This is a genomic window from Mesorhizobium sp. WSM3862, assembly GCF_002294985.1.
Taxonomy (GTDB): Bacteria; Pseudomonadota; Alphaproteobacteria; order Rhizobiales; family Rhizobiaceae; genus Mesorhizobium.
In genome coordinates this window covers 243,737-265,959 of the sequence record NZ_NSGE01000004.1, presented here as the reverse complement: position 1 = coordinate 265,959, position 22,223 = coordinate 243,737, and the positions used below count along the sequence as shown (strand labels likewise).

Below are 22,223 nucleotides of genomic sequence, written 5' to 3'. Positions count from 1 at the left end.
CGGGAGGAATGGTCATCATCGGCGCCGGCGAGTGCGGCGGTCGTGCCGTGCTTACCCTGCGCGACCTTGGTCATGAAGGGCCGGTGACGCTGGTCGGCGACGAACCGCATCTGCCCTATGAACGGCCGCCGCTGTCGAAGGAGGCGATGACCAGCGAGGCGCCCCTCATCAAGGCGATCGCCAGCGACAAGCTTTTGGCCGAACGCTCGATCCGCCACATCCATTCCGTTCGGGCCGTCGCTATCGACCGCGCCGCGCATCTCGTGCGCCTCTCCGACGGCTCTTCGCTTGGCTATGGCAAGCTGCTGCTCGCGACCGGGTCCGTGCCGCGCAAGCTGCCGATGCCTGGTCTGGGCGGCCGCTGCGTTTATCTCAGGACCTTCAACGACGCGCTCGCGATCCGCGCCCATCTCAAGCCGGAGAACCGCGTCGCCATCATCGGCGGCGGTTTCATCGGCCTCGAGCTTGCCGCTTCGGCGCGCAAGCTAGGCGCAACGGTCACGGTGCTCGAGGCGCAGCCGCGCATCCTGATGCGCGGCGTGCCGGCCGAGGTCGCGGAAATCATTCATAAGGCGCATCAGGCCGAAGGCGTGAAGGTGCTTACCGGCCAAGGCATCACGGCGATTGCCGATGACGGCACGCAAGTTCGCATCACGCTTGCCGACAGGCAGGACATCGTCGCCGATCTTGCCGTGATCGGCATCGGCGCGGTGCCGGTGACGGCGCTCGCCGCCGAAGCAGGACTTGCGATCGACAATGGTATCGCCGTCGATGAGAACCTTTGCACCGCGGATCCGGATGTTTTTGCCGCCGGCGACTGCTGCTCGTTCCCGCTCGCCGTCTATGGCGGCCGGCGCGTGCGGCTGGAAGCCTGGCGCAACGCGCAGGAGCAGGGCGCGCTCGCCGCGAAGAACATGCTGGGCGCCAAGGAGGCGCATGCCGCGGTGCCGTGGTTCTGGTCGGATCAATATGGGCTCACGCTGCAGATCGCCGGGCTTTCGGACGAAGGCCGCTCGACCGTACGGCGCGACCTCTACGACGGCGCCTTCATTCTGTTCCACCTGGCCGAGGACGGCAGGCTGGTCGCCGCCAGCGGCATCGGGCCCGGCAATGCGGTGGCGCGCGACATACGGTTGGCCGAGATGCTGATCGCCAAGCGGGCGACGCCCGCGCCTGAGGCGCTCGGCTCGCAATCGGTCAAGCTGAAGTCGCTGCTGGCGGCATAGACCCGAATAACCGAGGGGGTTCACGGACATGGCACGCAACAGATCGACCGTCGCCGATTTGCAATCGCTCAAGGGCAAGCGGCAGCTTTCGAAGCTGCGCGTTTTCTCGCTGGAGGAGGCCGAGGCCGCCGAGCGTGCCGGCATCGACATCATCTCGGTCCCCTATGATCTTATCTTCGATCCGCGTTTTCGCGACGCCGCGCCCACCTGCTTTGCCATTCCCGGCGACGAACGCATCAAGATGGGCGCAACCACCGACGAGATCCTGCGCGTGGCGGTGAAGCTGCGCGCGGCCAGCGCCGACGCCATGTATTGCTCGGCCAGCCTGCAGACCATCCGCCGGCTGCGCGACGAGCATATTCCGGTCTGCGGTCATGTCGGCCTGATCCCGGCGCATGCGACCTGGACGGGCGGCTTCAAGGCAGTCGGCAAGACGGCCGAAAGTGCTGCCCTCGTCTGGAAGCAGGTCAAGGAGCTTGAAGCCGCCGGCGCCTTCGCCGCCGAGATCGAAGTTGTGCCGGCGTCGGTTGCAAGCGCGATCTCGCGGCGGACGCCGCTGATCATGATTTCGATGGGCGCGGGCGCCGGCTGCGACGCGCAATATCTGTTCGCGGAAGACGTGCTCGGCAGCAATCGCGGCCATTATCCGCGCCATGCCAAGCGGTACCGCGACTTCGCGGCGGAGTTCGACCGCCTGCAGAGCGAGCGCATCGCGGCCTTCCGCGAATATGCCGACGATATCCAGTCGGGCGCCTATCCAGAGCCGCGGCATATGGTCGAGACGGATGCCTACGAAATGCGCAAGTTCGAGGCGTTTCTCGCCTCGGAAGGCTACTGAGCCGCCCGGCTCAGCCGGCTAGAACAGCGTCTTCAGCTCGTCCAGCTTGTCGTTGACCAGCCAGCCGTAATAATTCTCCTCGGGCAGCTTTTCCGGTTCCCCGGCGGCGCGACGCTTCTCGTTCTCCTCCTCCAACGCATAGGCGCGCTGCTCGGGGTTGCCGACATTGTAGAGCGTGGCGGTCAGGCCCGGATTATGCGAGATGTCGAAGCCGGCGATGCTGTTGTAAGCGTCGATCGACTTCCTGATGGTCGCAGCGACGTAAGGCAGCGTGAGGTCGGGATCCATGATGGTCTTGTAGACCGTGTTCGGATCATTGACGTCGAGCTCGGGCAGGCCGGAGACCTTGTGCACGAGATCGCTCATCTGCAGCGCCGTCAGCGGGTTGAGCTGGCCGAGTCCGAAAGTCTGGCCGGCATAGTAGGGCTGGAAGAAAGTGGCTCCGAAGCGGTCGTTGGGGAAGCTGGTCCCGCCGACGGTCTTGCCGCGGAAGGAATGGTTCCACACCTGCTCGCGGCATTCCCAAAGATCGTAGCTGTCGGTTATGCCGGCGCATTTCTGGAATTGCGGCCGCTCAACGAAATCGCTGACGTCCTCCCCTTCATAAGCAAAGGTGAGCTTGCTCGACAGGTATGACATTGCCTTGACGTAATAGGTCTGCAGCCGATCATAGGCGTCGACATTATAGGTGTGCTCGCCGACGATGGCGCCGACGATGTGCATCGGATCGATGTCGTAGGCGGCCGCCACTTTCCGGATCTTGGCGCGCAGCTCGGCATCGTTCTGCAAGAGCGCGTAGACCTTGCGATACTTGGCCTGGAAGCTGGTGTTGGTGGCCTGAGTGCGCCGGCTGGAAGCGCCCGGAATATCCGGCTGCACGCTGTTGCGATTGCCCGGCGGCACCATGGTCGCCGCGTTCGCCGTTGCCATCGCCGCGGCCAATGCCAGCCCAACAAAAAGAAGTATGCGTTTCTTCATCCACCGCCGCCTTCAAGTCGGCGGCAAACTAGGTAAAGCGCGTGGGAGAGTCGAGACGAGGCAAGCTTCCGACGGGACGAAAGGTGGCCAGATGGTACCATCTGGCCACACATCGCCGGGCTCGCCCGTTAGAGGATGAACCGTGACAGGTCGGTGTTGCGCGAGAGATCGCCGACATGCTTCTGCACGTAGTCGGCATCGATGGTGACCGCCGTGCCGTGGCGGTCCGGCGCGTCGTAGGAAATCTCGTCCAGCACCCGCTCCATCACCGTCTGCAGGCGTCTGGCGCCGATATTCTCGACATTGGCGTTGAGGTCGACGGCAATGCAGGCGAGCGAATCGATGGCGTCGTCGGTGAAGGCCAACTCGACGCCTTCGGTCTTCATCAGCGCAATATACTGCTTGATGAGGCTGGCCTCCGTTTCGGTGAGGATGCGGACGAAATCCTGCTTCTCCAGGGCACGCAACTCGACCCGGATCGGCAAGCGGCCCTGCAGCTCCGGAAGCAGGTCCGAAGGCTTGGAGACGTGGAACGCGCCCGAGGCGATGAAAAGAATATGGTCCGTCTTGATCGGCCCGTATTTCGTCGCAACGGTGGTGCCTTCAACCAGCGGCAGCAGATCGCGCTGAACGCCTTCACGCGAGGGACCGCCCGAAATGTCGCTCCTGGCCGCGATCTTGTCGATCTCGTCGAGGAACACGATGCCGTCATTCTCCGTCGATTCCAGCGCCTGGCGAACCACCTCGTCCTGGTCGAGCAGCTTGTCGGACTCGTCATTGATCAGTAGCGCGTAGGATTCCTTCACCGTCGTCTTGCGGGTCTTGGTCTTCCTGCCGCCCATCGCCTTCGACAGCATATCGTTGATGTTGAGCACGCCGATATTGGCGCCCGGCATGCCGGGGATCTCGAAGCCCGGCATACCGCCGGTGCCGGTGTCCGCCACCTCGATCTCGATCTCCTTGTCGTCGAGCTCACCGTCGCGCAGCCGCTTGCGGAAGCTGTCGCGCGTGGCCGGGCTCGCGGTCTTGCCGACCAAAGCTTCGAGCACGCGCTCTTCGGCATTGATGTGAGCGCGCGCCTTGACGTCCTCGCGCATCTTCTCGCGCGTCAGCCCGATGGCGACCTCGACGAGATCGCGCACGATCTGCTCGACGTCGCGGCCGACATAGCCGACCTCGGTGAACTTGGTGGCCTCGACCTTGACGAAAGGCGCGCCGGCCAGCCGCGCCAGCCGGCGCGAGATCTCGGTCTTGCCGACGCCGGTCGGGCCGATCATCAGGATGTTCTTGGGCATCACCTCTTCGCGCATCTGGCCCTCCAGCTGCTGGCGACGCCAGCGGTTGCGCAAGGCGATCGCCACGGCGCGCTTGGCGTCTTTCTGGCCGATGATGAAGCGGTCGAGTTCCGAAACGATTTCGCGGGGAGAAAAGGTGCTCATATTACTCAAATTCCACTTTGCCACTGCCTGATGGACTCGAACGGATGCAGCAGCATGATCACGTTGAGCGTCAGATTGTCCCGGATGATGTAGCCCGTGCCGAATTCGAAAATGAGCGCCAGGGCCACGATCACCCATATAGGGAGCTTTCGCGCCATCACAAATCCGAGCGCCATGAACAGCGTGTCGGACACCGAATTGATGATGCTGTCGCCGTAATAGTTGAGGGAGATAGTGCCGGCGCGGTAGCGGTCGATGATGAAGGGGCTGTTCTCCAGGAGTTCCCAGCCGCCCTCGATGAGGACGGCGAAAGCCAGCCTCAGCCCGACGGGCGAGCGCGGGAACAGAGCCCAGGCCAGCGCATAGAACAGGAAGCCATGGATGATGTGCGAGAAGGTGTACCAGTCGGCGATGTGCTGGGAATTCTCCGAGCTATTCACCACACCGTGCCAGAGCTTGACGTAGCCGCAGGTGCAGATCGGCGGATGGCCCATGCCGTAGAGAATGCCGGCCTGGAAAACGACGAGAGCCAGCACCAGCAACAGCCCCATGCGCCAGCTGTCTTCATAGGCCGACAGCGTCTTGTCTCCCCCGGATGCGGTCATTGTGATCAGTCCCCCTCTTGTTGGTCGCTTTCGGCCGCATCGACGGCCATCAGCACGACGTCCCCATATTCCGAATGCCTGCGGCCGATCGGCCTGAAGCCGGCCTTTTCATAGGCGCGGATGGCGCGGCCATTGCCGGGATGCGGATCGATGACGACGCGCGGCGCGCCTTCCTCGAACAGTTCCGCGACGAACTGGCGGACGATGGCCGAGCCGTGGCCGATGCCGACCAGGTCCGGCGGCCCGATCGACAGATCGATACCCAGCGTGCCGAATGGCTGGTCGGCGTAAGGATGGTCGTCCTCGAGATGCGGATCGTAGCTCTGCAGATAGGCGATCGGCCTGCCGCCCAATTCGACGATCAGCGGCTCCACCGAAACCGACCCGATATGCTCGCGTATCTCGGCGATCTCCTTTTCCGGATCGCCCCACCATTCGGCGATATGCGGCTCGGCAAGCCAGCGGGCGATCATCGGCAGATCCTTTTGGGTGACCGGCCGAAAATCGTAGCTGTCTTCCTGTTCGACCATGATCTGTTCCAGAAGCCGATTCCCATTTTTCGGGATCATGGCCGGCCGCCTAGGCGGCATCGAGCGTTTCGACGACGAAGCTGCTGTTGGTGTAGACGCAGATATCGGCGGCGATCTGCATCGCCCTGCGGGCGATCTCCTCGGCGTCCTTGTCGGTGTCCATCAGCGCGCGGGCGGCGGCGAGCGCGTAGTTGCCGCCGGAGCCGATGGCCATGACGCCATGTTCTGGCTCGAGCACGTCACCGGTGCCGGTCAGCGCCAGCGAGACCGACTTGTCGGCGACCAGCATCATCGCTTCCAGGCGCCGCAGATAGCGGTCGGTGCGCCAGTCCTTGGCGAGCTCGACGCAGGCGCGGGTCAGTTGGTCAGGATATTGTTCGAGCTTGGCTTCGAGGCGTTCGAGGAGAGTGAAGGCGTCGGCGGTTGCGCCAGCAAAACCGGCAATGACACTGCCGCCCTTGCCGATGCGGCGCACCTTGCGTGCATTGCCCTTCATGATGGTCTGGCCAAGGCTGACCTGGCCGTCGCCGGCGATGACAACCTTGCTGCCCTTGCGCACGGTGACGATGGTCGTGGCGTGCATGGTCAGTTCATTCGACATTTCCTGCTCCGAGTCGCGCTATCCCTCAAAGGCGATTGGCGCGGTACGAGTGACTTTGATCGGCCATATGTATGCATAGGGCGAGTGATTGCAAACCGTCCGCGGCAAGGCCGATACAGTCCGGAATGGCAACTGGCAATCGCCGGATCATGCTGATAGAAGGCTCTCGTTTTCAAGCCCGCGCCTCTGAACAGGACAGACTGATGCCGCCCCGTTCCGCAGAAATCAGCCGCAAGACCAAGGAAACCGAGATTTCCGTATCGGTCCATGTCGACGGCACGGGTAAATCCGACATTTCGACGGGTGTCGGCTTCTTCGACCACATGCTCGATCAGCTGTCGCGCCATTCGCTGATCGACATGACGATCGAGGCCAAAGGCGATCTTCACATCGACGACCATCACACGGTCGAGGATACCGGCATTGCCATCGGCCAGGCGCTGAGCAAGGCTTTGGGGGAGCGGCGCGGCATTATGCGCTATGCCTCGATCGACCTGGCCATGGACGAGACGCTGACCCGGGCGGCGATCGACGTTTCCGGCAGGCCGTTCCTGGTCTGGAACGTTTCCTTCTCGTCGCCGAAGATCGGCACATTCGACACTGAGCTGGTGCGCGAATTCTTCCAGGCGCTGGCGCAGAATGCCGGCATAACGCTGCATGTGACCAACCACTACGGCGCCAATAACCATCATATTGCGGAAACCTGCTTCAAGGCCGTGGCCAGGGCGCTGCGCGTGGCGCTGGAGCCTGACCCGCGCCAGCCCGATGCGGTGCCGTCCACCAAGGGATCCCTGAAAGGATAACCCTATGGCCATCTATGTCGTGATGCAGCCGCCTGCGGGGGGCAACGAGAAGGACGCCGCCCTGGTGCGCGACAGCTTCACCTGGCTCGGTTTCCTGTTCTCGCCGATCTGGCTCGCCTGGCACCGCCTCTGGATCGAGGCCCTGCTCACCTTCGCGGCCATGGCGGCGTTGTCCATGCTCGGCGAGAAACTAAGGCTTGAATGGGCTGGATCGGCGCTCTCGCTGCTGGTGTCGCTCTATATCGGCTTCGAAGGCCAGGCCCTGCGGATCGCGGCGCTCCGCCGCCGCGGCTGGCGGGAATGGGGCGTCGTCGAGGCCGGCAGGCTCGGCGATGCCGAGGTCCGTCACGCGCTTGAAGCCAGCGAGCGCACGCAGGAACAGGCGCCGATGCCGCACATCGTGCCCGACACCAACCTGGCGCGGCCGGCGCAGACGGGCATGGCGCTGGGGCTGACCCATACGCCGGGAAGGCCCTGACATGCGGGTAGCGATCATCGACTATGGGTCGGGCAATCTGCGCTCGGCCGCCAAGGCCTTCGAGCGCGCCGCGCATGAGGCGGGCATCGCCGCGACCATCGATCTCACCGCCGACGCCGAGCGGGTGCGCAGCGCCGACCGCGTCGTCCTGCCGGGCGTCGGCGCCTATGCCGACTGCGCGGCCGGCCTGCATGCCGTCACCGGCATGTGGGAAGCGGTGGAAGAGGCGGCGCTTCGCAAAGGGCGGCCGTTCCTCGGCATCTGCGTCGGCATGCAATTGATGTCGGAACGCGGGCTGGAAAAGACCGTCACCGAGGGTTTTGGCTGGATTGCTGGCGACGTCAAGGAAATCACGCCGAAGGATCCGGCACTAAAGATCCCGCAGATCGGCTGGAACACGATCGAGCTCGCGCGCAAGCATCCGCTGTTTTCGGGCGTCGAGACCGGTCCGAAAGGGCTGCACGCCTATTTCGTCCATTCCTACCACCTGGAGGCGAGGAACCCGGCCGAGGTGCTGGCGACGGCCGACTATGGCGGGCCGGTGACGGCGGCCGTTGCCCGCGACAACTTTGCCGGCACGCAGTTCCATCCCGAGAAAAGCCAGGCGCTCGGCTTGGCGCTGATCACCAATTTCCTGAATTGGAGGCCCTGAATGAGCAAGAAGGGCTACTGGATCGCCATGATCGATGTCCGCGACCCGGACACCTACAAGAAATACATCGAGGCCAACGCGAGGGCCTTCGCCAAATTTGGCGCGAAGTTTGCTGTTCGGGCCGGCCGCCATACCGACCCGGAGGGGGCAACGGGAAACCGCCATGTCGTGGTGGAGTTCGATTCTTACGACAGGGCGCTCGCCTGCTATCAGTCGCCCGAGTACCAGGAAGCCTTGAAATTCCGGCTGGCGGCATCGACCGGCCACTTCGCCATCGTCGAGGGCGCCTGATCGTGATCCTGTTTCCGGCAATAGACCTCAAGGACGGCAAATGCGTGCGCCTGAAGCACGGCGACATGGCAACCGCCACCATCTACAACGATGACCCGGCGGCCCAGGCACGAGCCTTCGAAGAGCAAGGCTTCGAATGGCTGCACGTCGTCGACCTCAACGGCGCCTTCAAGGGACAGAGCGTCAATTCCGCGGCGGTCGGCGCCATCCTCAAGGCGACGAAGAACCCGGTGCAGCTCGGCGGGGGCATCCGCACGCTGGCGCAGATCGAGGACTGGCTGGACCGCGGGCTGGCGCGAGTCATCCTCGGGACCGTGGCGGTGCGGGAGCCCGAACTGGTGAAGGAGGCATGCAGGACCTTTCCCGGCAAGGTAGCGGTCGGCATCGACGCCAAGGGCGGCAAGGTGGCGGTCGAGGGCTGGGCCGAAGCCTCGGAACTCGGCGTCATCGAACTGGCGAGGAAGTTCGAAGGTGCGGGCGTGGCCGCCATCATTTACACCGACATCGACCGCGACGGCGTGCTCTCCGGGATCAACTGGGATGCCACCATCGATCTCGCCGAGGCGGTGTCGATCCCGGTGATCGCTTCCGGCGGATTGGCCTCGATCGCCGACATCGTGCGCATGACCATGCCCGATGCGAAGCGCCTGGAGGGCGCGATCTCCGGCCGCGCGCTCTATGACGGGCGCATCGACCCGGCGGAGGCGCTCGCCATCCTGCGCGGCAACGCGGAGGCACGAGCGTGAACATCTCGATCATCCTGGCGTCCTATGACAGCGGCCACTTTCACGGCCGCTGTGGCCAAGGCCCCGATGCGCTGATCTCCGGCGGGCTGGCCGAGGCGCTGAAGCTTGCCGGTCACGACGTCGAGGTGCGCGACATCGGCAAGGTCGTCGAGGACGAGCAGGAGCGCGAGATCGGCACGGGATTTGCCGTCTGCAACGTCGTTTCGGGCGAGGTCCGCATCGCGCTGGACAATGGGCGCTTTCCCATCGTTCTGGCCGGCAACTGCCTGACCAGCGCGGGCGCGGTCGCCGGTGAAGGCGCGGACGCCATCATCTGGGCCGACCAGCATGGCGACCTCAACACGCCGGAAACCTCCACCTCCGGCTTTCTCGACGGCATGGCGCTGGCAACGGCGCTTGGATTGTGTTGGCGGCGCATGGCGGCGCAGATTCCCGGCTTCAGGCCGATCGAGCCGGCCCGCTGTGTCCTGGTCAACGCACGCGACCTCGATACGGCCGAGAAAGAGCTTTTGGAGAAGCTGCCGATCATCCGCACCGAGTGTCCGGACTGGGCAGTGGCCGCGGCGAAGCTGAAGGCCACGGGTGCCGAGCGCATTCACATGCATGTCGACCTCGACGTGCATGATCCGGAAACGCTGCAGGCCAATCGTTACGCAACGCTCGGCGGCCCGGCGCCGGAGCAGGTCCGCACCGCGATGTGCGGCTTTGCCGGCCCGCTCAGCATCGCCGGACTTACCATTTCCGCCTACGATCCGGCGTTCGACCCGAAGGGCGAGGTGCCGCCGCAGGTCGGCGAGCTGGTGGTCGACCTTTTGTCGACCATGGAGGGGCGCTGATGCTGAAAGCCCGCGTCATTCCCTGTCTCGACGTCAAGAACGGCCGCGTGGTCAAGGGCGTCAATTTCGTCGACCTGGTCGATGCCGGCGATCCGGTCGAGGGGGCGAAGGCCTATGACGAGGCGGGCGCCGACGAGCTCTGCTTCCTCGACATCACCGCATCGTCCGACAATCGCGAGACGATCTTCGACGTGGTCGCCCGCACGGCCGAACAATGTTTCATGCCGCTCACCGTCGGCGGCGGCGTGCGCCAGGTGGCCGACATCCGAAGGCTGCTTCTGGCCGGCGCCGACAAGGTATCGATCAACACGGCGGCGGTGAAGAACCCGGATTTCGTCGCGGAGGCTGCCGACAAGTTCGGCAACCAGTGCATCGTCGTCGCCATCGACGCCAAGAAAGTATCGGCTGCCGGCGAGGCCGACCGCTGGGAGATCTTCACGCATGGGGGGCGCGAGAAGACCGGCATCGACGCGGTCGAGTTCGCCAAGAAGATGGTCGATCGCGGCGCCGGCGAGATCCTGCTGACCTCGATGGACCGCGACGGCACCAAGGCCGGCTACGATATCGCGCTGACCCGCGCGATCGCCGATGCCGTGCGTGTGCCGGTCATCGCTTCGGGCGGCGTCGGCACGCTTGATCACATGGTGGAAGGCATCCGCGATGGCCATGCCGCCGCCGTGCTTGCCGCCTCGATCTTTCATTTCGGCACCTACACCATCGCCGAGGCCAAGGCGCATATGGCGGGCGCCGGCCTGCCGATGCGGCTGGACTCGACCGTGCATCGGACTTAAACCACTGCTATGGCTCAATTTTCGCTCGCCGAGCTGGAAACGATAATCCATCAGCGCGCCCATTCCGGCGACCCGGACTCATGGACGGCAAAACTGTTCGCCAAGGGCATGGACAAGGCGGCGCAGAAGCTCGGCGAGGAAGCGGTCGAGGCGGTGATCGCCGCCATTCGCGGCGACAGGCAGGCCCTCGTTTCAGAAAGCGCCGATCTTCTATATCATTGGCTGGTCGTTCTCGCGATCGCGGGCATTCCGCTGCAGGACGTGATGAAGGAGCTCGAGGGCCGCACCGGCCGCTCGGGCGTCGCCGAAAAGGCGTCCCGGCCCCGGGGCTGACCGCTAAAGACGGATAGAGCATGATGTCGTCCGAAAACCGCTCCACACTTTTCGGCATCATGCTCTAGGAGGGCAGGAGACTCGATGGACCAGCTTGCTCCGACCGAGAAATACTCCCCCTTTCGTTTCTTCTCGGCCGAGCAATGGTCACAGTTCCGCGCCGACACGCCGCTCACGCTGACCGAGGACGAGATCGACCGGCTGCGTTCGCTCAACGACCCGGTCGACCTCGAAGAGGTCAAGCGCATCTACCTCTCGCTTTCCCGTCTGCTTTCGGCGCATGTCGAGGCGAGCCAGCTGCTTTTCAGGCAGCGCCAGGCCTTCTTCAACGCGCAGGACGTCGTCAAGACGCCGTTCATCATCGGCATCGCCGGCTCGGTCGCGGTCGGCAAATCGACCACCGCCCGCGTGCTCAAGGAACTGCTGGCGCGCTGGCCGTCGAGCCCGAAGGTCGATCTCATCACCACCGACGGCTTCCTCTTGCCGAACGAGATCCTGCGCCGCAACAATCTGATGGAGCGCAAGGGCTTTCCAGAAAGCTACGACGTCGGCGCCCTGCTCCGCTTCCTGTCCGGCATCAAGTCGGCGCAGCGCGACGTCCGGGCCCCGGTCTACTCGCACCTGACCTACGACGTCATTCCGGGCGAGTTCGTCACCATCGACAGGCCGGACATTTTGATCTTCGAAGGCATCAATGTTTTGCAGCCGGGCAAGCTGCCGAAGGACGGCAAGATCGTGCCGTTCCTGTCGGATTTCTTCGACTTCGCCATCTATATCGATGCCGACGAGAAGCTGATCCACCAGTGGTACACCCAGCGCTTCATGCGACTGCGCGAGACTGCCTTCCGCAACCCGGACTCCTTCTTCCACCGCTATTCGCAGCTGTCGGAGGATGCCGCCCGCGCCATCGCCGAGGGCCTGTGGAGCAACATCAACCTGAAGAATTTGCGCGAGAACATCCTGCCGACCAGGGCGCGCGCCGACCTCATCCTGCGCAAGGGCGCCAACCACCTGGTCGAAGAGGTGGCATTGCGGAAACTCTGATCGAATCCGGGGGACCGGCGCCTAGGGCGCATGGTCCTGGCGCCGATTCAGGCTACGCGCTTTCAAATTAGTCTTTGTTCTTAGTCGGGGGCAGCTTCGATAAGGAGCCGGGTCTCAGCAGACCGTAGCGGCCGCCACGGGACGGTTGACGGCTCCGATCGGCATGTTCGGCACGAGGCAACGGTCGGCGGGGATCAGCTTGCGAGCGACGATGTAAATCACAGACACGACGATGACGGCGACATAGCTGTCTATTGCATAGTGCCATGCCAGATAGACCGAGCTGACAGCAACAAAGGCCACGTAGAGCAGAGCGAAGGCGCCGAGGAGGCGGCTGTATTCGCGCACGAACAATGCATTGAGCATCGCAAGGCCGACGTGAACGCTGGGAAACGCCGAGATACCCGTGGCAAAACCGGTCTGCTTGGCCTCATACAGCGACCATAGATACTGCTGGTAGGCGGCCGCGGAGTTGCTTGACCCAGCCCCGCGGGCCAGGAATGCAAGCTGTTCACCAAATCGCGCCGTGTCTCCCGTGACCGCGCCGTAAAATGCCGGACCCGCCGAGAGGAACAGCGCCGCCAGGATGTTCCCGACCAGGATCCAGACTGCCATAAAGCAGGCGAGATAGCGCGTTCGGACCGATGCCACCATGGGCGATGTCGCGACGAAGAACAAGCCGACGAAATTCAGCAGAAACCAGAAGACGTTGTAGTTCCATTCTATTATGGCGCGCACCAGATCACTTTCGGCCACGGAGTAGAGCCAGCGCCACGGATCGGCGCCCAAATGGAGGAAAGCGTCGATGTCCGCGTGCAGGACATCGAATTGAAAACCGCCTTGCCAGGCCGACATTCCGTTCTTCACGGACGTGAAATTGCCCTGAAAGATCATGAGCGCCATCAGAAGGCACAATCCCGATAGCGAGTATGCCAACCGCCCGGTCGAAAACACTCTTTTCGCAGCCAAACGTCGCCGGGAATTGAAGCGATGTATAATGAGAATTGCGTCGGCAAGGATTGCTATTGTGGGCAGTGCGAAGCCATTGAGAGAAATCCAGGACCCGAAATATATCGAGAACGCGAGGCGGTCGGCGGCGCCAATCGCGTTCAGAAAGATCAGCCCGGCCAAAACATAAATGACGATGGCCAGATAGAGGCCCGAATCCCTGCGAACGAGTTGGGCTGCCTCCGTGACGATTGCCCACAGGCCGCGGAGGACCGAATAGCTTTGCGACATTGCCGAGCCCCAAGCTGCAATAGCTGCCCGTCTTTATGAGGAAAACTTCTAGATTTCGTTAGCTTGCGGGCACCGTTACCCGCCGCAGCGTCAGATTGATACGGCCGCCACTCCTCAACAGCGCCGAGGTCGCTGGGTAGATGCGGTCAACGCCGTGGAAACAGAGGCGTCCCTCCCCGCCAAGCACGACGACATCGCCGCTCTTCAGCCTGAACGACTTGGTGCCGCCTTCGCGCGTGGTGTGACCGACCCGAAATAGGCAGTCGTCGCCGAGCGACACCGAAACGACGGGTGCTGCGAAATCCTGCTCGTCGCGGTCCTGGTGCAGGCCCATCTTGGCCTCGCTCGAATAGAAATTGACGAGGCAGGCTTCAGGCGCGTGCGGATAGGCCGACACCTCGCGCCACACTTTTATCAGGGCTTCGGGGATCGGCGGCCAGGGCTCGCCTGTCACCGGGTGCATCGGCTGGTAGCGATAGCCGCGCTCGCGGTCGGTCACCCAACCGAGCGTCCCGCAATTGGTCATGCGCACGCTCATTTCCTTGCCGGTGCGCGGCATGGCCGGCACATAAAGCGGCGCCGCCTGCACGATGCGCCTGATCTCCTCAACCAGCGCTTCCTGCTCCGTGCGCGACAGATAGCCCGGCATATGGCGAATGCCCTTGGGCAGAACGAGCATGGGATTCGATCCGATCAGTTCGTCCGAGCATGCCACCGGCAGAACGGCTTCGCGACCCGAAAGCGGCCGTCGTCGGATGTCGGCCCCTAGTCACTTTCCACTCGGCCGCGCAGCTTCTTCACCGTCGAGCGCCCGGCCTTGGTCTTGAGGCGCCGCTCGACGGCGCCCTTCGAAGGCTTCGTCTTCTTGCGCGGCGGCGGCGGCGGCTCGGCCGCCTTGGCGACCAGTGCCGTCAACCTGGCTCGCGCGTCGGCGCGATTCTGTTCCTGAGTGCGGAAGCGCCCGGCCTCGATGACGATGACGCCATCCTTGGTTGCGCGCTGGCCGGCGAGCTTGATGGCGCGCTCCCGCACCCGCTCCGACAGGCCCGGCGCATTGGCGGCGTCGAAGCGCAGCTGGACGGCGGTCGCCACCTTGTTGACGTTCTGGCCGCCCGGGCCGGAAGAGCGGATGAAATCCTCGTGCAGGTCGTCCGGATGGATGACCGCGTCACTGGCGATGATGATGCTGTCGTCGGCATTCATGCGCACAGTCATGGCGCGGCGGCGGGAAAAAGAAAAGGCCCGGCCAAAGCCGGGCCCTGGAGGAAGATGTTGGAGCGGCAGCTATTCCGCCGCCTCCTGCAGGCGCGGCGCGGCGCCGCGGATGGCCGCGTCGACATGTGTTTCGAATTTCTCGAAGTTGGCGGCGAACATGCTGACCAGCCTGGAGGCCTGCCGGTCATAGGCCGCCTTGTCGGCCCAGGTCGAGCGCGGATCGAGAATGGCGCCGTCGACGCCCGGCACCGCCACCGGGACCTCGAAGCCGAAATTGGCATCGGTGCGGAATTCGGCGGCATTGAGCGAGCCGTCGAGCGCCGCGCCGAGCAGGGCGCGCGTCACTTTGATCGGCATGCGACGGCCGGTACCAAAGGCGCCGCCGGTCCAGCCGGTGTTGACCAGCCAGCAATCAACGCCATGGCCGGCGATCAGCTCGCGCAGCAGATTGCCGTATTCTGACGGATGGCGCGGCATGAAGGGCGCGCCGAAGCAGGTCGAGAAGGTCGCCTCGGGCTCAGTTATGCCCTTTTCGGTTCCGGCGACCTTGGCGGTATAGCCTGAAAGGAAGTGATACATCGCTTGCGCCGGCGTCAGCCGGGCGATCGGCGGCATGACGCCGAAGGCGTCGGCCGTCAGCATGATGACGTTCTTCGGATGGCCGGCGCGGCCGGTCCTCGAGGCATTGGGAATGTAGTCCAGCGGATAGGCGCAGCGCGTGTTCTCGGTGAGGCTGCCGTCGTCGAAGTCCGGCACGCGGGCGGCGTCGAGAATCACATTCTCCAGCACCGTCCCGAAGCGCTGCGTGGTGGCGAATATCTCGGGCTCCGCCTCGGCCGACAGCCTGATCGTCTTGGCGTAGCAGCCGCCTTCGAAGTTGAAGATGCCGTGCGGCCCCCAGCCGTGCTCGTCGTCGCCGATCAGCGTGCGCGATGGATCGGCCGACAGTGTCGTCTTGCCTGTGCCGGAAAGGCCGAAGAAGACGGCCGCGTCGCCGGCGGGTCCTTCGTTGGCCGAGCAATGCATCGGCATGACGCCTTTTTGCGGCAGCAGGTAGTTCAGCACGGTGAATACCGATTTCTTCATCTCGCCTGCATAGGACGTGCCGCCGATCAGCACGATCTTGCGGGTGAGGTCGACCGCGATAACCGTCGCCGCGCGGGTGCCGTGGCGGGCCGGGTCGGCGCGGAAGGACGGCAGGTCGATGATCGTCATCTGCGGCACGAAGCGGTCGAGCTCGGCGGCTTGCGGGCGGATCAGGAGATTGCGGATGAACAGCGAGTGCCAGGCGAATTCCGTCACGACGCGAACCGGCAGCTGGAACTCGGCGTCGGCGCCGCCGACGAGATCCTGCACATAGAGATCCTTGGCCGCAGCATGGGCGCGGAAATCGGCGAGGAGCGTCTCGAACTGCGCCGGCGAGATCGCCTTGTTGTTTTCCCACCAGACATGCGGGGCGGTGCTGTCGTCACGCACGACGAATTTGTCCTTCGGCGAGCGTCCGGTGTGCTGGCCGGTCTCGGCAACCAGCGCGCCCTGCGCCGTCAATTTCGCCTCGCCGCGGCGGATCGCTTCCTCATAGAGCTCGGCAGCGCCGAAATTATATCGCACCGTGCCCGTGGTCCTCAGGCCGATCGCGTCAATGGCGCAGTCGGGGTTGCGTTTGCCGGCTTCCGACATCAAATTTCCTCTCCGGATTTTGGCCGCGCTGACCGGTCATTGCCGGAACGCGCAAGGGACTAGGTAGGGTCAGAACCAGAAAAGGCGAATGATATCAAATCATTAATCGATTTAAAAATTTTGAAAGTTGTTTAAATCGTTTATATGTGCAAAAAATCACAGAGGTTGCCCAAAGGATTGGCAGGCTTCGTTCGTCCAATCCGGTTATGGGTGCGATCGTGTGTAGCGGCAGGCCGCCCGTGACTTCGGACAAGGCCCGTGCCACATTTTGTACCCAATTTGTCCTGCAAAAGCCCTTTCTCGACGACAGAAGGGACAGCTCATGAGGGAGCCGCTTGAAATGGCAACAATCGCGCTTGTCGACGACGACCGAAATATTTTGACTTCGGTGTCGATCGCGCTCGAATCCGAGGGCTACCGCGTCGAAACCTACACCGACGGCGCGTCGGCGCTCGAAGGCCTGGCGGCGCGGCCGCCCAACCTCGCCATCCTCGACATCAAGATGCCGCGCATGGACGGCATGGAGCTGTTGCGCCGGATGCGGCAAAAATCCGACTTGCCGGTGATCTTCCTGACCTCGAAGGACGACGAGATCGACGAACTGTTCGGCCTCAAGATGGGGGCCGACGATTTCATCCGCAAACCGTTCTCGCAGCGCTTGCTTGTCGAGCGGGTGCGCGCGGTGCTGCGCCGCACCAGCGCCCGCGAGGCGGCGGCCAAGGCGCCCAGCCAGCAGGCGCGCTCGCTCGAGCGCGGCCAACTGGTGATGGACCAGGAGCGGCACACCTGCACCTGGAAGGGCGAGCCGGTGACGCTGACGGTAACCGAGTTCCTGATCCTGCATTCGCTGGCGCAGCGCCCCGGCGTGGTAAAGAGCCGTGATGCGCTGATGGACTCGGCCTATGATGAGCAGGTCTATGTCGACGACCGCACCATCGACAGCCACATCAAGCGGCTGCGCAAGAAGTTCAAGGCCGTCGATGACGACTTCGAGATGATCGAAACCCTTTACGGAGTCGGCTACCGGTTTCGGGAGGCTTGATATAGTGAATAGGCAATGGTGAATGGTGGATGGTGCGAACGGCCCACTGGGCTCTATCTAAGCGCCCCATTTTTCCATTCACCATGCACCATTCACCGGACAGGGACTGCTAGTTGATGGCAGTGGACGTAGAGCGAGGCAGGCGGGCGGGCGCGGCGAAGCGCCCGTCCCGTATCGTGCCTGCATTCCTGTCGAAGATCACGGTGCCGATGCGCCGCTTCCTCGGCCACCACATCTTCTCCAGCCTGACGCGGCGCATCCTGTTTCTCAACCTGGCCGGCCTCGCCGTGCTGGTCACGGGCATCCTCTATCTCAACACCTTCCGCGACGGGCTGATCGACGCCCGCGTCGAAAGCCTGATGACGCAAGGCGAGATCATCGCCGGCGCCATCGCGGCCTCGGCGACGGTCGAGACCGACTCGATCAGCATCGATCCGGAAAAGCTGCTCGAGCTGCAGGCCGGCGAAAGCCTGGGGCCAGGCTCCGACCAGCTCGACAATCTCGATTTCCCGATCAATCCCGAGCGCGTGGCGCCGGTGCTGCGGCGGCTGATCTCGCCGACCCGCACGCGCGCCCGCATCTACGACCGCGACGCGAACCTGCTGCTCGATTCGCGGCATCTCTATTCGCGCGGCCAGATCCTGCGCTACGACCTGCCGCCTGTCGACGACGAGCAGCCCGGCCTGTTGGAACGCGTCGAGAAATTCGTCTTCGACTTCTTCCGCAACAAGGACCTGCCCGTCTATCACGAACAGCCCGGCGGCAATGGCGCGGCCTTCCCCGAAGTGGTCAAGGCGCTGACCGGCAGTCCCTCGACCATCGTTCGGGTAAGCGAGCAGGGCGAGCAGATCGTCTCGGTGGCGGTGCCGATCCAGCGATTCCGCGCCGTGCTCGGGGTCTTGATGCTGTCCACCGAAGGCGGCGATATCGACAAGATCGTCGCGGCCGAACGCAAGGCGATCCTGCGCGTGTTCGGCATCGCGGCGCTTGTCACGGCCATCCTCTCGCTGCTGCTGGCCTCCACCATCGCCAATCCGCTGCGGCGGCTGTCGGCTGCCGCCGTACGGGTGCGGCGCGGCGTCAAGAACCGCGAGGAGATCCCTGACTTCTCCGACCGTCAGGACGAGATCGGCAATCTGTCGATCGCGGTGCGCGACATGACAAACGCGCTCTATGCGCGCATCGAGGCGATCGAAAGCTTCGCGGCCGATGTCTCGCACGAGCTCAAGAATCCGCTGACCTCGCTGCGCAGCGCGGTCGAAACGCTGCCGCTGGCCAAGAACGACACCTCACGCGCGCGCCTGATGGAAATCATCCAGCACGACGTGAAGCGGCTCGACCGACTGATCACCGACATTTCCGATGCGTCGCGGCTCGACGCCGAATTGGCGCGCGAGGATGCCTCGACGGTCGATCTGAAGAAGTTCATCACCGATCTTGTCGCGGTCTCGCGCGAGACGACGCGCAACAAGAAGTCGGTCGAGATCGAGCTCAAGGTCGCCAAGCTGCCGCAGGGCGTCAAAGGCTACGTCGTTGTCGGCCATGATCTGAGGATAGGCCAGGTCATCACCAACCTGATCGAGAACGCGCGTTCCTTCGTTCCCGAGGAACACGGCCACATCACCATCTCGCTGGCGCGCGCCGGCAAGTTCAACATCGTCACCATCGACGACAACGGTCCGGGCATCAGAGCCGAAAAGATCGACCGCATCTTCGAGCGCTTCTATACCGACCGGCCCGCCGGCGAGGCCTTCGGCCAGAACTCCGGCCTCGGCCTGTCGATCAGCCGGCAGATCGTCGAAGCGCATGGCGGCACGCTGACGGCGGAAAACATCCCCGGCACCAAGCCGGGCGAGATCAAGGGCGCGCGCTTCGTGGTGACCCTGCCGGCCGAAGGCTGATCTCCGTTCCCAGACACGATTCGAAGAAACGATCATGTCCGATCCTGCCGTGAAGCCCGAAAATATCCACGCAACGGCGATCCTGATCGGCGATCGCGGCGTCCTCATCACCGGGCCGTCCGGCGCCGGTAAGACGACGCTGGCGCTGACGCTCATCGACCATTGCCGGATGCGCGGGCTGTTTTCGCGACTGATCGGCGATGACAGGCTGCTTGCCGCCCCGCGTCACGGGCGGCTGGTCTGCCGGGCGCCGGCCACCATCGCCGGTCTCGCCGAAGTGCCCGGCTTCATTCCGAGCCCGCTGCCGTTCGAGCCGGGCGGCGTGATCGACCTGCACGTCCGGCTGGTGCCGAAAGAGGAAATGGCCCGCTTCCAGGAAGAAATCAGCGAGCCGGTCGCGGGCTGCCCGGTGCCGCGCATCGATCTTGCCGAGCGCAATGTTGTCACAGGCGTGCCGGCCGTGATGGCGCGGCTGTCGATAGCGCCTTTTTCATGATCCGGTCCGGATTTTTTGCTGCAATGCGTCAAAATGGACCGGGCCGTCGCAATTTTGGGCTTGTCAACCGGCCGTGCGTCGACAAGATAGCGCTCCCGCCGCCTGGAATGGTTGGCGAACATAAAATACGCCAGTGAAGCGGCGATGACGGGAGCCACCAAAGAATGATCGGACTCGTGCTCGTGACGCACGGTCAACTCGCCACCGAGTTCCGGCATGCCGTCGAACACGTGGTGGGGCCACAGGACAATTTCGAAACGGTCGCGATCGGCGCCGACGACGACATGGAGAAGCGCCGGGCCGACATCGTCGACGCGGTGGCACGCGTCGACACCGGGGCCGGCGTCATCGTGCTCACCGACATGTTCGGCGGCACGCCTTCCAATCTCGCCATCTCGGTGATGGAATCGGGCCGCACCGAGGTCATCGCCGGCATGAACCTGCCGATGCTGATCAAGCTCTCCTCGGTCCGCAAGGGCGACAACATGGCGGCCGCGCTCGACGAGGCGCAGGCCGCGGGGCGCAAATACATCAACGTCGCCAGCCAGCTTCTGAGCAGCAAATGAACGCCCATGCGCCGGAAAGAGACGAGGTTGTGCGAGAGTTTCCGATCGTCAACCAGCGCGGCTTGCATGCCCGCGCCTCGGCCAAGTTCGTCCAGGTCGCCAGCGGCTTCGACGCAACCATCCATGTCGAGAAGGACGGCGTGAAGGTCGGCGGCACCTCGATCATGGGCCTGATGATGCTGGCGGCAAGCCCCGGCTATTCGATCCGCGTCACCGCCAGCGGTCCGCAAGCCGGTCCGGCCATGGACGCGCTGGAGCAATTGGTCGCCTCGCGCTTCGGCGAGGAAATCTGACGGTTGCCGCTCGCTGCTCGCATCGTCTCGAAAGACATGCACGAATAAAGATTTCTTTATATCCCATTGTCGTTTGGCAGCCGATCTGCTACTCAGGCCGGCAATCCGCGCCCTCCATGCGCCGTCCCGGCCCCGGCGCGCTTTTGAAGACAATCACACCGGAGCACTGCCATGACGGGTAGCAAGGACTATGTGGTCGCCGACATTTCGCTTGCCGGCTGGGGCCGCAAGGAGATCGAGATCGCCGAAACCGAGATGCCGGGCCTGATGGCCTGCCGCGAGGAATTCGGCGACAAGAAGCCGCTCAAGGGCGCGCGCATCACCGGCTCGCTGCATATGACGATCCAGACCGCGGTGCTGATCGAGACGCTGAAAGCGCTGGGCGCCGATATACGCTGGGCCTCCTGCAACATCTTCTCCACCCAGGATCACGCCGCCGCGGCGATCGCCGAGGCCGGCATTCCGGTCTTCGCCATCAAGGGCGAGTCGCTGCAGGACTACTGGGATTACACCGACCGGATCTTCCAGTGGGCCGACGGCGGCACGTCCAACATGATCCTCGACGACGGCGGCGACGCCACCATGTACATCCTGCTCGGCGCGCGCGCCGAGGCGGGTGAGGACGTGCTGTCCAGTCCCGGCAGCGAAGAGGAAGAGATCCTGTTCGCCCAGATCAAGAAGCGCATGAAGGCTTCGCCGGGCTTCTTCGCCAAGCAGAAGGAAGCGATCCGCGGCGTCACCGAGGAGACGACCACCGGCGTCAACCGCCTCTACCAGCTGCAGAAGAAAGGCCTGCTGCCCTTCCCGGCGATCAACGTCAACGACTCCGTCACCAAGTCGAAGTTCGACAATAAATACGGCTGCAAGGAATCGCTGGTCGACGGCATCCGCCGCGGCACCGACACGATGATGGCCGGCAAGGTCGCCGTGGTGTGCGGCTATGGCGACGTCGGCAAAGGCTCGTCGGCCTCGCTGCGCGGCGCCGGCGCTCGCGTCAAGGTGACCGAGGTCGACCCGATCTGCGCGCTGCAGGCGGCGATGGACGGCTACGAAGTGGTCACGCTGGAAGACGCAGCCCCCACCGCCGACATCGTCATCACCACCACCGGCAACAAGGACGTCGTCACGCTCGACCATATGCGGGCGATGAAGGACATGGTGATCGTCGGCAACATCGGCCACTTCGACAACGAGATCCAGGTGGCGTCTCTGCGCAACCTGAAATGGACCAACGTCAAGCCGCAGGTGGACATGATCACCTTCCCGGACGGCAAGCGGATGATCCTTCTCTCCGAAGGCCGCCTGCTCAACCTGGGCAACGCCACGGGCCATCCGAGCTTCGTCATGTCGGCTTCGTTCACCAACCAGGTGCTGGCTCAGATCGAGCTCTTCACCAAGCACGGCCAGTACCAGAACCAGGTCTATGTGCTGCCCAAGCACCTCGACGAGAAGGTGGCGCGGCTGCATCTCGACAAGCTTGGCGCGCGCCTCACCGAGCTCTCTTCCGAGCAGGCGGCCTATATCGGCGTGACGCCGCAGGGCCCGTTCAAGCCTGAGCACTACCGCTATTAACCAAAACGAAAATATCTACCACATATTG

General features: G+C 63.7%; 26 protein-coding genes. 17 read left to right on the top strand and 9 right to left on the bottom strand.

Annotation, left to right across the window (positions count from 1 at the left end; translation table 11 throughout):
* The first annotated feature begins 8 nt into the window (after positions 1-8).
* Both CK224_RS13685 and CK224_RS13680 read left to right on the top strand, forming a co-directional pair.
* Entirely contained in the window at positions 9-1,226 is a 1,218-nt protein-coding gene (locus tag CK224_RS13685) for an FAD-dependent oxidoreductase (protein ID WP_245425928.1), read from the top strand.
* Between the two features lie 28 nt (positions 1,227-1,254).
* Positions 1,255-2,064: a 3-methyl-2-oxobutanoate hydroxymethyltransferase gene (locus tag CK224_RS13680; RefSeq protein WP_095782138.1), complete on the top strand. Its 810-nt coding sequence runs from the start codon at positions 1,255-1,257 to the stop codon at positions 2,062-2,064.
* A gap of 18 nt (positions 2,065-2,082) precedes the next feature.
* On the opposite strand, the gene CK224_RS13675 is transcribed toward CK224_RS13680, so the two are convergent.
* From CK224_RS13675 to hslV, 5 genes are all read right to left on the bottom strand, one after another.
* Entirely contained in the window at positions 2,083-3,042 is a 960-nt protein-coding gene (locus tag CK224_RS13675; protein WP_067323893.1) for a DUF1402 family protein, read from the bottom strand.
* Positions 3,043-3,170: 128 nt separating this feature from the next.
* Positions 3,171-4,481, bottom strand: a complete 1,311-nt coding sequence (gene hslU / locus CK224_RS13670; protein WP_095782137.1) for an ATP-dependent protease ATPase subunit HslU — start codon at positions 4,479-4,481, stop codon at positions 3,171-3,173.
* Between the two features lie 5 nt (positions 4,482-4,486).
* Entirely contained in the window at positions 4,487-5,086 is a 600-nt protein-coding gene (locus CK224_RS13665) for a DUF2585 domain-containing protein (protein WP_067002893.1), read from the bottom strand.
* Between the two features lie 5 nt (positions 5,087-5,091).
* Positions 5,092-5,616: a GNAT family N-acetyltransferase gene (locus CK224_RS13660; protein WP_095782370.1), complete on the bottom strand. Its 525-nt coding sequence runs from the start codon at positions 5,614-5,616 to the stop codon at positions 5,092-5,094.
* 49 nt (positions 5,617-5,665) lie between these two features.
* Positions 5,666-6,217 (bottom strand): ATP-dependent protease subunit HslV, encoded by a 552-nt coding sequence (hslV, locus tag CK224_RS13655; protein WP_067002895.1) that lies wholly within the window; start codon positions 6,215-6,217, stop codon positions 5,666-5,668.
* Between the two features lie 203 nt (positions 6,218-6,420).
* Between hslV and hisB the strand changes: the two genes are divergently transcribed.
* The 9 genes from hisB (at position 6,421) to coaA (ending at position 12,191) form a co-directional block, all read left to right on the top strand.
* Positions 6,421-7,020 carry an imidazoleglycerol-phosphate dehydratase HisB gene (gene hisB, locus CK224_RS13650; protein WP_095782136.1) on the top strand — a complete coding sequence of 200 codons (600 nt, stop codon included), beginning with the start codon at positions 6,421-6,423 and terminating at the stop codon, positions 7,018-7,020.
* 4 nt (positions 7,021-7,024) lie between these two features.
* Entirely contained in the window at positions 7,025-7,498 is a 474-nt protein-coding gene (locus CK224_RS13645) for a DUF2628 domain-containing protein (protein WP_095782135.1), read from the top strand.
* A gap of 1 nt (position 7,499) precedes the next feature.
* Entirely contained in the window at positions 7,500-8,150 is a 651-nt protein-coding gene (hisH, locus tag CK224_RS13640; protein ID WP_095782134.1) for an imidazole glycerol phosphate synthase subunit HisH, read from the top strand.
* Positions 8,151-8,441 carry a DUF1330 domain-containing protein gene (locus tag CK224_RS13635; RefSeq protein WP_095782133.1) on the top strand — a complete coding sequence of 97 codons (291 nt, stop codon included), beginning with the start codon at positions 8,151-8,153 and terminating at the stop codon, positions 8,439-8,441.
* 2 nt (positions 8,442-8,443) lie between these two features.
* A complete protein-coding gene (gene hisA / locus CK224_RS13630) occupies positions 8,444-9,187 on the top strand; it encodes a 1-(5-phosphoribosyl)-5-[(5-phosphoribosylamino)methylideneamino]imidazole-4-carboxamide isomerase (protein ID WP_095782132.1) in 744 nt (247 codons plus the stop codon).
* Positions 9,184-10,023 carry an arginase family protein gene (locus CK224_RS13625; protein ID WP_095782131.1) on the top strand — a complete coding sequence of 280 codons (840 nt, stop codon included), beginning with the start codon at positions 9,184-9,186 and terminating at the stop codon, positions 10,021-10,023. Before hisA ends, CK224_RS13625 begins: the two co-directional genes overlap by 4 nt.
* Positions 10,020-10,814 carry an imidazole glycerol phosphate synthase subunit HisF gene (gene hisF, locus CK224_RS13620; RefSeq protein WP_176477933.1) on the top strand — a complete coding sequence of 265 codons (795 nt, stop codon included), beginning with the start codon at positions 10,020-10,022 and terminating at the stop codon, positions 10,812-10,814. Before CK224_RS13625 ends, hisF begins: the two co-directional genes overlap by 4 nt.
* A 9-nt stretch (positions 10,815-10,823) precedes the next feature.
* Positions 10,824-11,147: a phosphoribosyl-ATP diphosphatase gene (locus CK224_RS13615; protein ID WP_067002906.1), complete on the top strand. Its 324-nt coding sequence runs from the start codon at positions 10,824-10,826 to the stop codon at positions 11,145-11,147.
* 84 nt (positions 11,148-11,231) lie between these two features.
* Positions 11,232-12,191 (top strand): type I pantothenate kinase, encoded by a 960-nt coding sequence (coaA, locus tag CK224_RS13610; protein ID WP_067002907.1) that lies wholly within the window; start codon positions 11,232-11,234, stop codon positions 12,189-12,191.
* A 114-nt stretch (positions 12,192-12,305) separates the two neighbouring features.
* Here the strand turns inward: coaA and CK224_RS13605 are convergent, their stop codons facing one another.
* The 4 genes from CK224_RS13605 to CK224_RS13590 form a co-directional block, all read right to left on the bottom strand.
* On the bottom strand, positions 12,306-13,430 hold the full coding sequence (locus CK224_RS13605; RefSeq protein ID WP_095782129.1) for a phosphatase PAP2 family protein: 1,125 nt from the start codon (positions 13,428-13,430) through the stop codon (positions 12,306-12,308).
* A 58-nt stretch (positions 13,431-13,488) separates the two neighbouring features.
* The gene (locus CK224_RS13600; protein ID WP_095782369.1) at positions 13,489-14,109 is read right to left on the bottom strand and encodes an alpha-ketoglutarate-dependent dioxygenase AlkB; all 621 of its coding nucleotides are present in this window, start codon (positions 14,107-14,109) and stop codon (positions 13,489-13,491) included.
* An 86-nt stretch (positions 14,110-14,195) separates the two neighbouring features.
* On the bottom strand, positions 14,196-14,633 hold the full coding sequence (gene arfB / locus CK224_RS13595; RefSeq protein WP_095782128.1) for an alternative ribosome rescue aminoacyl-tRNA hydrolase ArfB: 438 nt from the start codon (positions 14,631-14,633) through the stop codon (positions 14,196-14,198).
* A gap of 81 nt (positions 14,634-14,714) precedes the next feature.
* Positions 14,715-16,325, bottom strand: coding sequence for a phosphoenolpyruvate carboxykinase (locus CK224_RS13590; protein WP_095782127.1), 1,611 nt, complete (start codon positions 16,323-16,325; stop codon positions 14,715-14,717).
* 340 nt (positions 16,326-16,665) lie between these two features.
* On the opposite strand from CK224_RS13590, the gene CK224_RS13585 reads away from it, so the two are divergent.
* The 6 genes from CK224_RS13585 (at position 16,666) to ahcY (ending at position 22,195) form a co-directional block, all read left to right on the top strand.
* Positions 16,666-17,367, top strand: a complete 702-nt coding sequence (locus CK224_RS13585; protein ID WP_006201274.1) for a response regulator transcription factor — start codon at positions 16,666-16,668, stop codon at positions 17,365-17,367.
* 116 nt (positions 17,368-17,483) lie between these two features.
* Entirely contained in the window at positions 17,484-19,268 is a 1,785-nt protein-coding gene (locus CK224_RS13580) for a sensor histidine kinase (RefSeq protein WP_095782126.1), read from the top strand.
* A gap of 34 nt (positions 19,269-19,302) precedes the next feature.
* A complete protein-coding gene (locus CK224_RS13575) occupies positions 19,303-19,764 on the top strand; it encodes a serine kinase (RefSeq protein ID WP_095782125.1) in 462 nt (153 codons plus the stop codon).
* A gap of 164 nt (positions 19,765-19,928) precedes the next feature.
* On the top strand, positions 19,929-20,330 hold the full coding sequence (locus CK224_RS13570) for a PTS sugar transporter subunit IIA (RefSeq protein ID WP_067002921.1): 402 nt from the start codon (positions 19,929-19,931) through the stop codon (positions 20,328-20,330).
* Complete coding sequence (locus CK224_RS13565) at positions 20,327-20,623, top strand: HPr family phosphocarrier protein (RefSeq protein WP_067002923.1); 297 nt, start codon at positions 20,327-20,329, stop codon at positions 20,621-20,623. The genes CK224_RS13570 and CK224_RS13565 overlap by 4 nt, the downstream gene beginning before the upstream one ends.
* Before the next feature lie 171 nt (positions 20,624-20,794).
* On the top strand, positions 20,795-22,195 hold the full coding sequence (gene ahcY, locus CK224_RS13560) for an adenosylhomocysteinase (protein ID WP_095782124.1): 1,401 nt from the start codon (positions 20,795-20,797) through the stop codon (positions 22,193-22,195).
* Positions 22,196-22,223: the final 28 nt, after the last annotated feature.

Excerpts from the sequence above, each read along its gene's own strand:
- CK224_RS13685 (WP_245425928.1), top strand. The coding sequence starts at position 9 with ATGGTCATCATCGGCGCCGGCGAGTGCGGCGGTCGTGCCGTGCTTACC.
- CK224_RS13605 (WP_095782129.1), bottom strand. The coding sequence starts at position 13,430 with ATGTCGCAAAGCTATTCGGTCCTCCGCGGCCTGTGGGCAATCGTCACG.
- arfB (WP_095782128.1), bottom strand. The coding sequence starts at position 14,633 with ATGAATGCCGACGACAGCATCATCATCGCCAGTGACGCGGTCATCCAT.
- hisH (WP_095782134.1), top strand. The coding sequence starts at position 7,500 with ATGCGGGTAGCGATCATCGACTATGGGTCGGGCAATCTGCGCTCGGCC.
- CK224_RS13565 (WP_067002923.1), top strand. The coding sequence starts at position 20,327 with ATGAACGCCCATGCGCCGGAAAGAGACGAGGTTGTGCGAGAGTTTCCG.
- ahcY (WP_095782124.1), top strand. The coding sequence starts at position 20,795 with ATGACGGGTAGCAAGGACTATGTGGTCGCCGACATTTCGCTTGCCGGC.
- CK224_RS13570 (WP_067002921.1), top strand. The coding sequence starts at position 19,929 with ATGATCGGACTCGTGCTCGTGACGCACGGTCAACTCGCCACCGAGTTC.
- CK224_RS13585 (WP_006201274.1), top strand. The coding sequence starts at position 16,666 with ATGGCAACAATCGCGCTTGTCGACGACGACCGAAATATTTTGACTTCG.
- CK224_RS13590 (WP_095782127.1), bottom strand. The coding sequence starts at position 16,325 with ATGTCGGAAGCCGGCAAACGCAACCCCGACTGCGCCATTGACGCGATC.
- CK224_RS13635 (WP_095782133.1), top strand. The coding sequence starts at position 8,151 with ATGAGCAAGAAGGGCTACTGGATCGCCATGATCGATGTCCGCGACCCG.
- CK224_RS13575 (WP_095782125.1), top strand. The coding sequence starts at position 19,303 with ATGTCCGATCCTGCCGTGAAGCCCGAAAATATCCACGCAACGGCGATC.
- CK224_RS13645 (WP_095782135.1), top strand. The coding sequence starts at position 7,025 with ATGGCCATCTATGTCGTGATGCAGCCGCCTGCGGGGGGCAACGAGAAG.
- CK224_RS13665 (WP_067002893.1), bottom strand. The coding sequence starts at position 5,086 with ATGACCGCATCCGGGGGAGACAAGACGCTGTCGGCCTATGAAGACAGC.
- CK224_RS13615 (WP_067002906.1), top strand. The coding sequence starts at position 10,824 with ATGGCTCAATTTTCGCTCGCCGAGCTGGAAACGATAATCCATCAGCGC.
- hslU (WP_095782137.1), bottom strand. The coding sequence starts at position 4,481 with ATGAGCACCTTTTCTCCCCGCGAAATCGTTTCGGAACTCGACCGCTTC.
- CK224_RS13580 (WP_095782126.1), top strand. The coding sequence starts at position 17,484 with ATGGCAGTGGACGTAGAGCGAGGCAGGCGGGCGGGCGCGGCGAAGCGC.
- CK224_RS13675 (WP_067323893.1), bottom strand. The coding sequence starts at position 3,042 with ATGAAGAAACGCATACTTCTTTTTGTTGGGCTGGCATTGGCCGCGGCG.
- hslV (WP_067002895.1), bottom strand. The coding sequence starts at position 6,217 with ATGTCGAATGAACTGACCATGCACGCCACGACCATCGTCACCGTGCGC.
- coaA (WP_067002907.1), top strand. The coding sequence starts at position 11,232 with ATGGACCAGCTTGCTCCGACCGAGAAATACTCCCCCTTTCGTTTCTTC.
- hisB (WP_095782136.1), top strand. The coding sequence starts at position 6,421 with ATGCCGCCCCGTTCCGCAGAAATCAGCCGCAAGACCAAGGAAACCGAG.
- CK224_RS13600 (WP_095782369.1), bottom strand. The coding sequence starts at position 14,109 with ATGCTCGTTCTGCCCAAGGGCATTCGCCATATGCCGGGCTATCTGTCG.
- CK224_RS13680 (WP_095782138.1), top strand. The coding sequence starts at position 1,255 with ATGGCACGCAACAGATCGACCGTCGCCGATTTGCAATCGCTCAAGGGC.
- CK224_RS13660 (WP_095782370.1), bottom strand. The coding sequence starts at position 5,616 with ATGGTCGAACAGGAAGACAGCTACGATTTTCGGCCGGTCACCCAAAAG.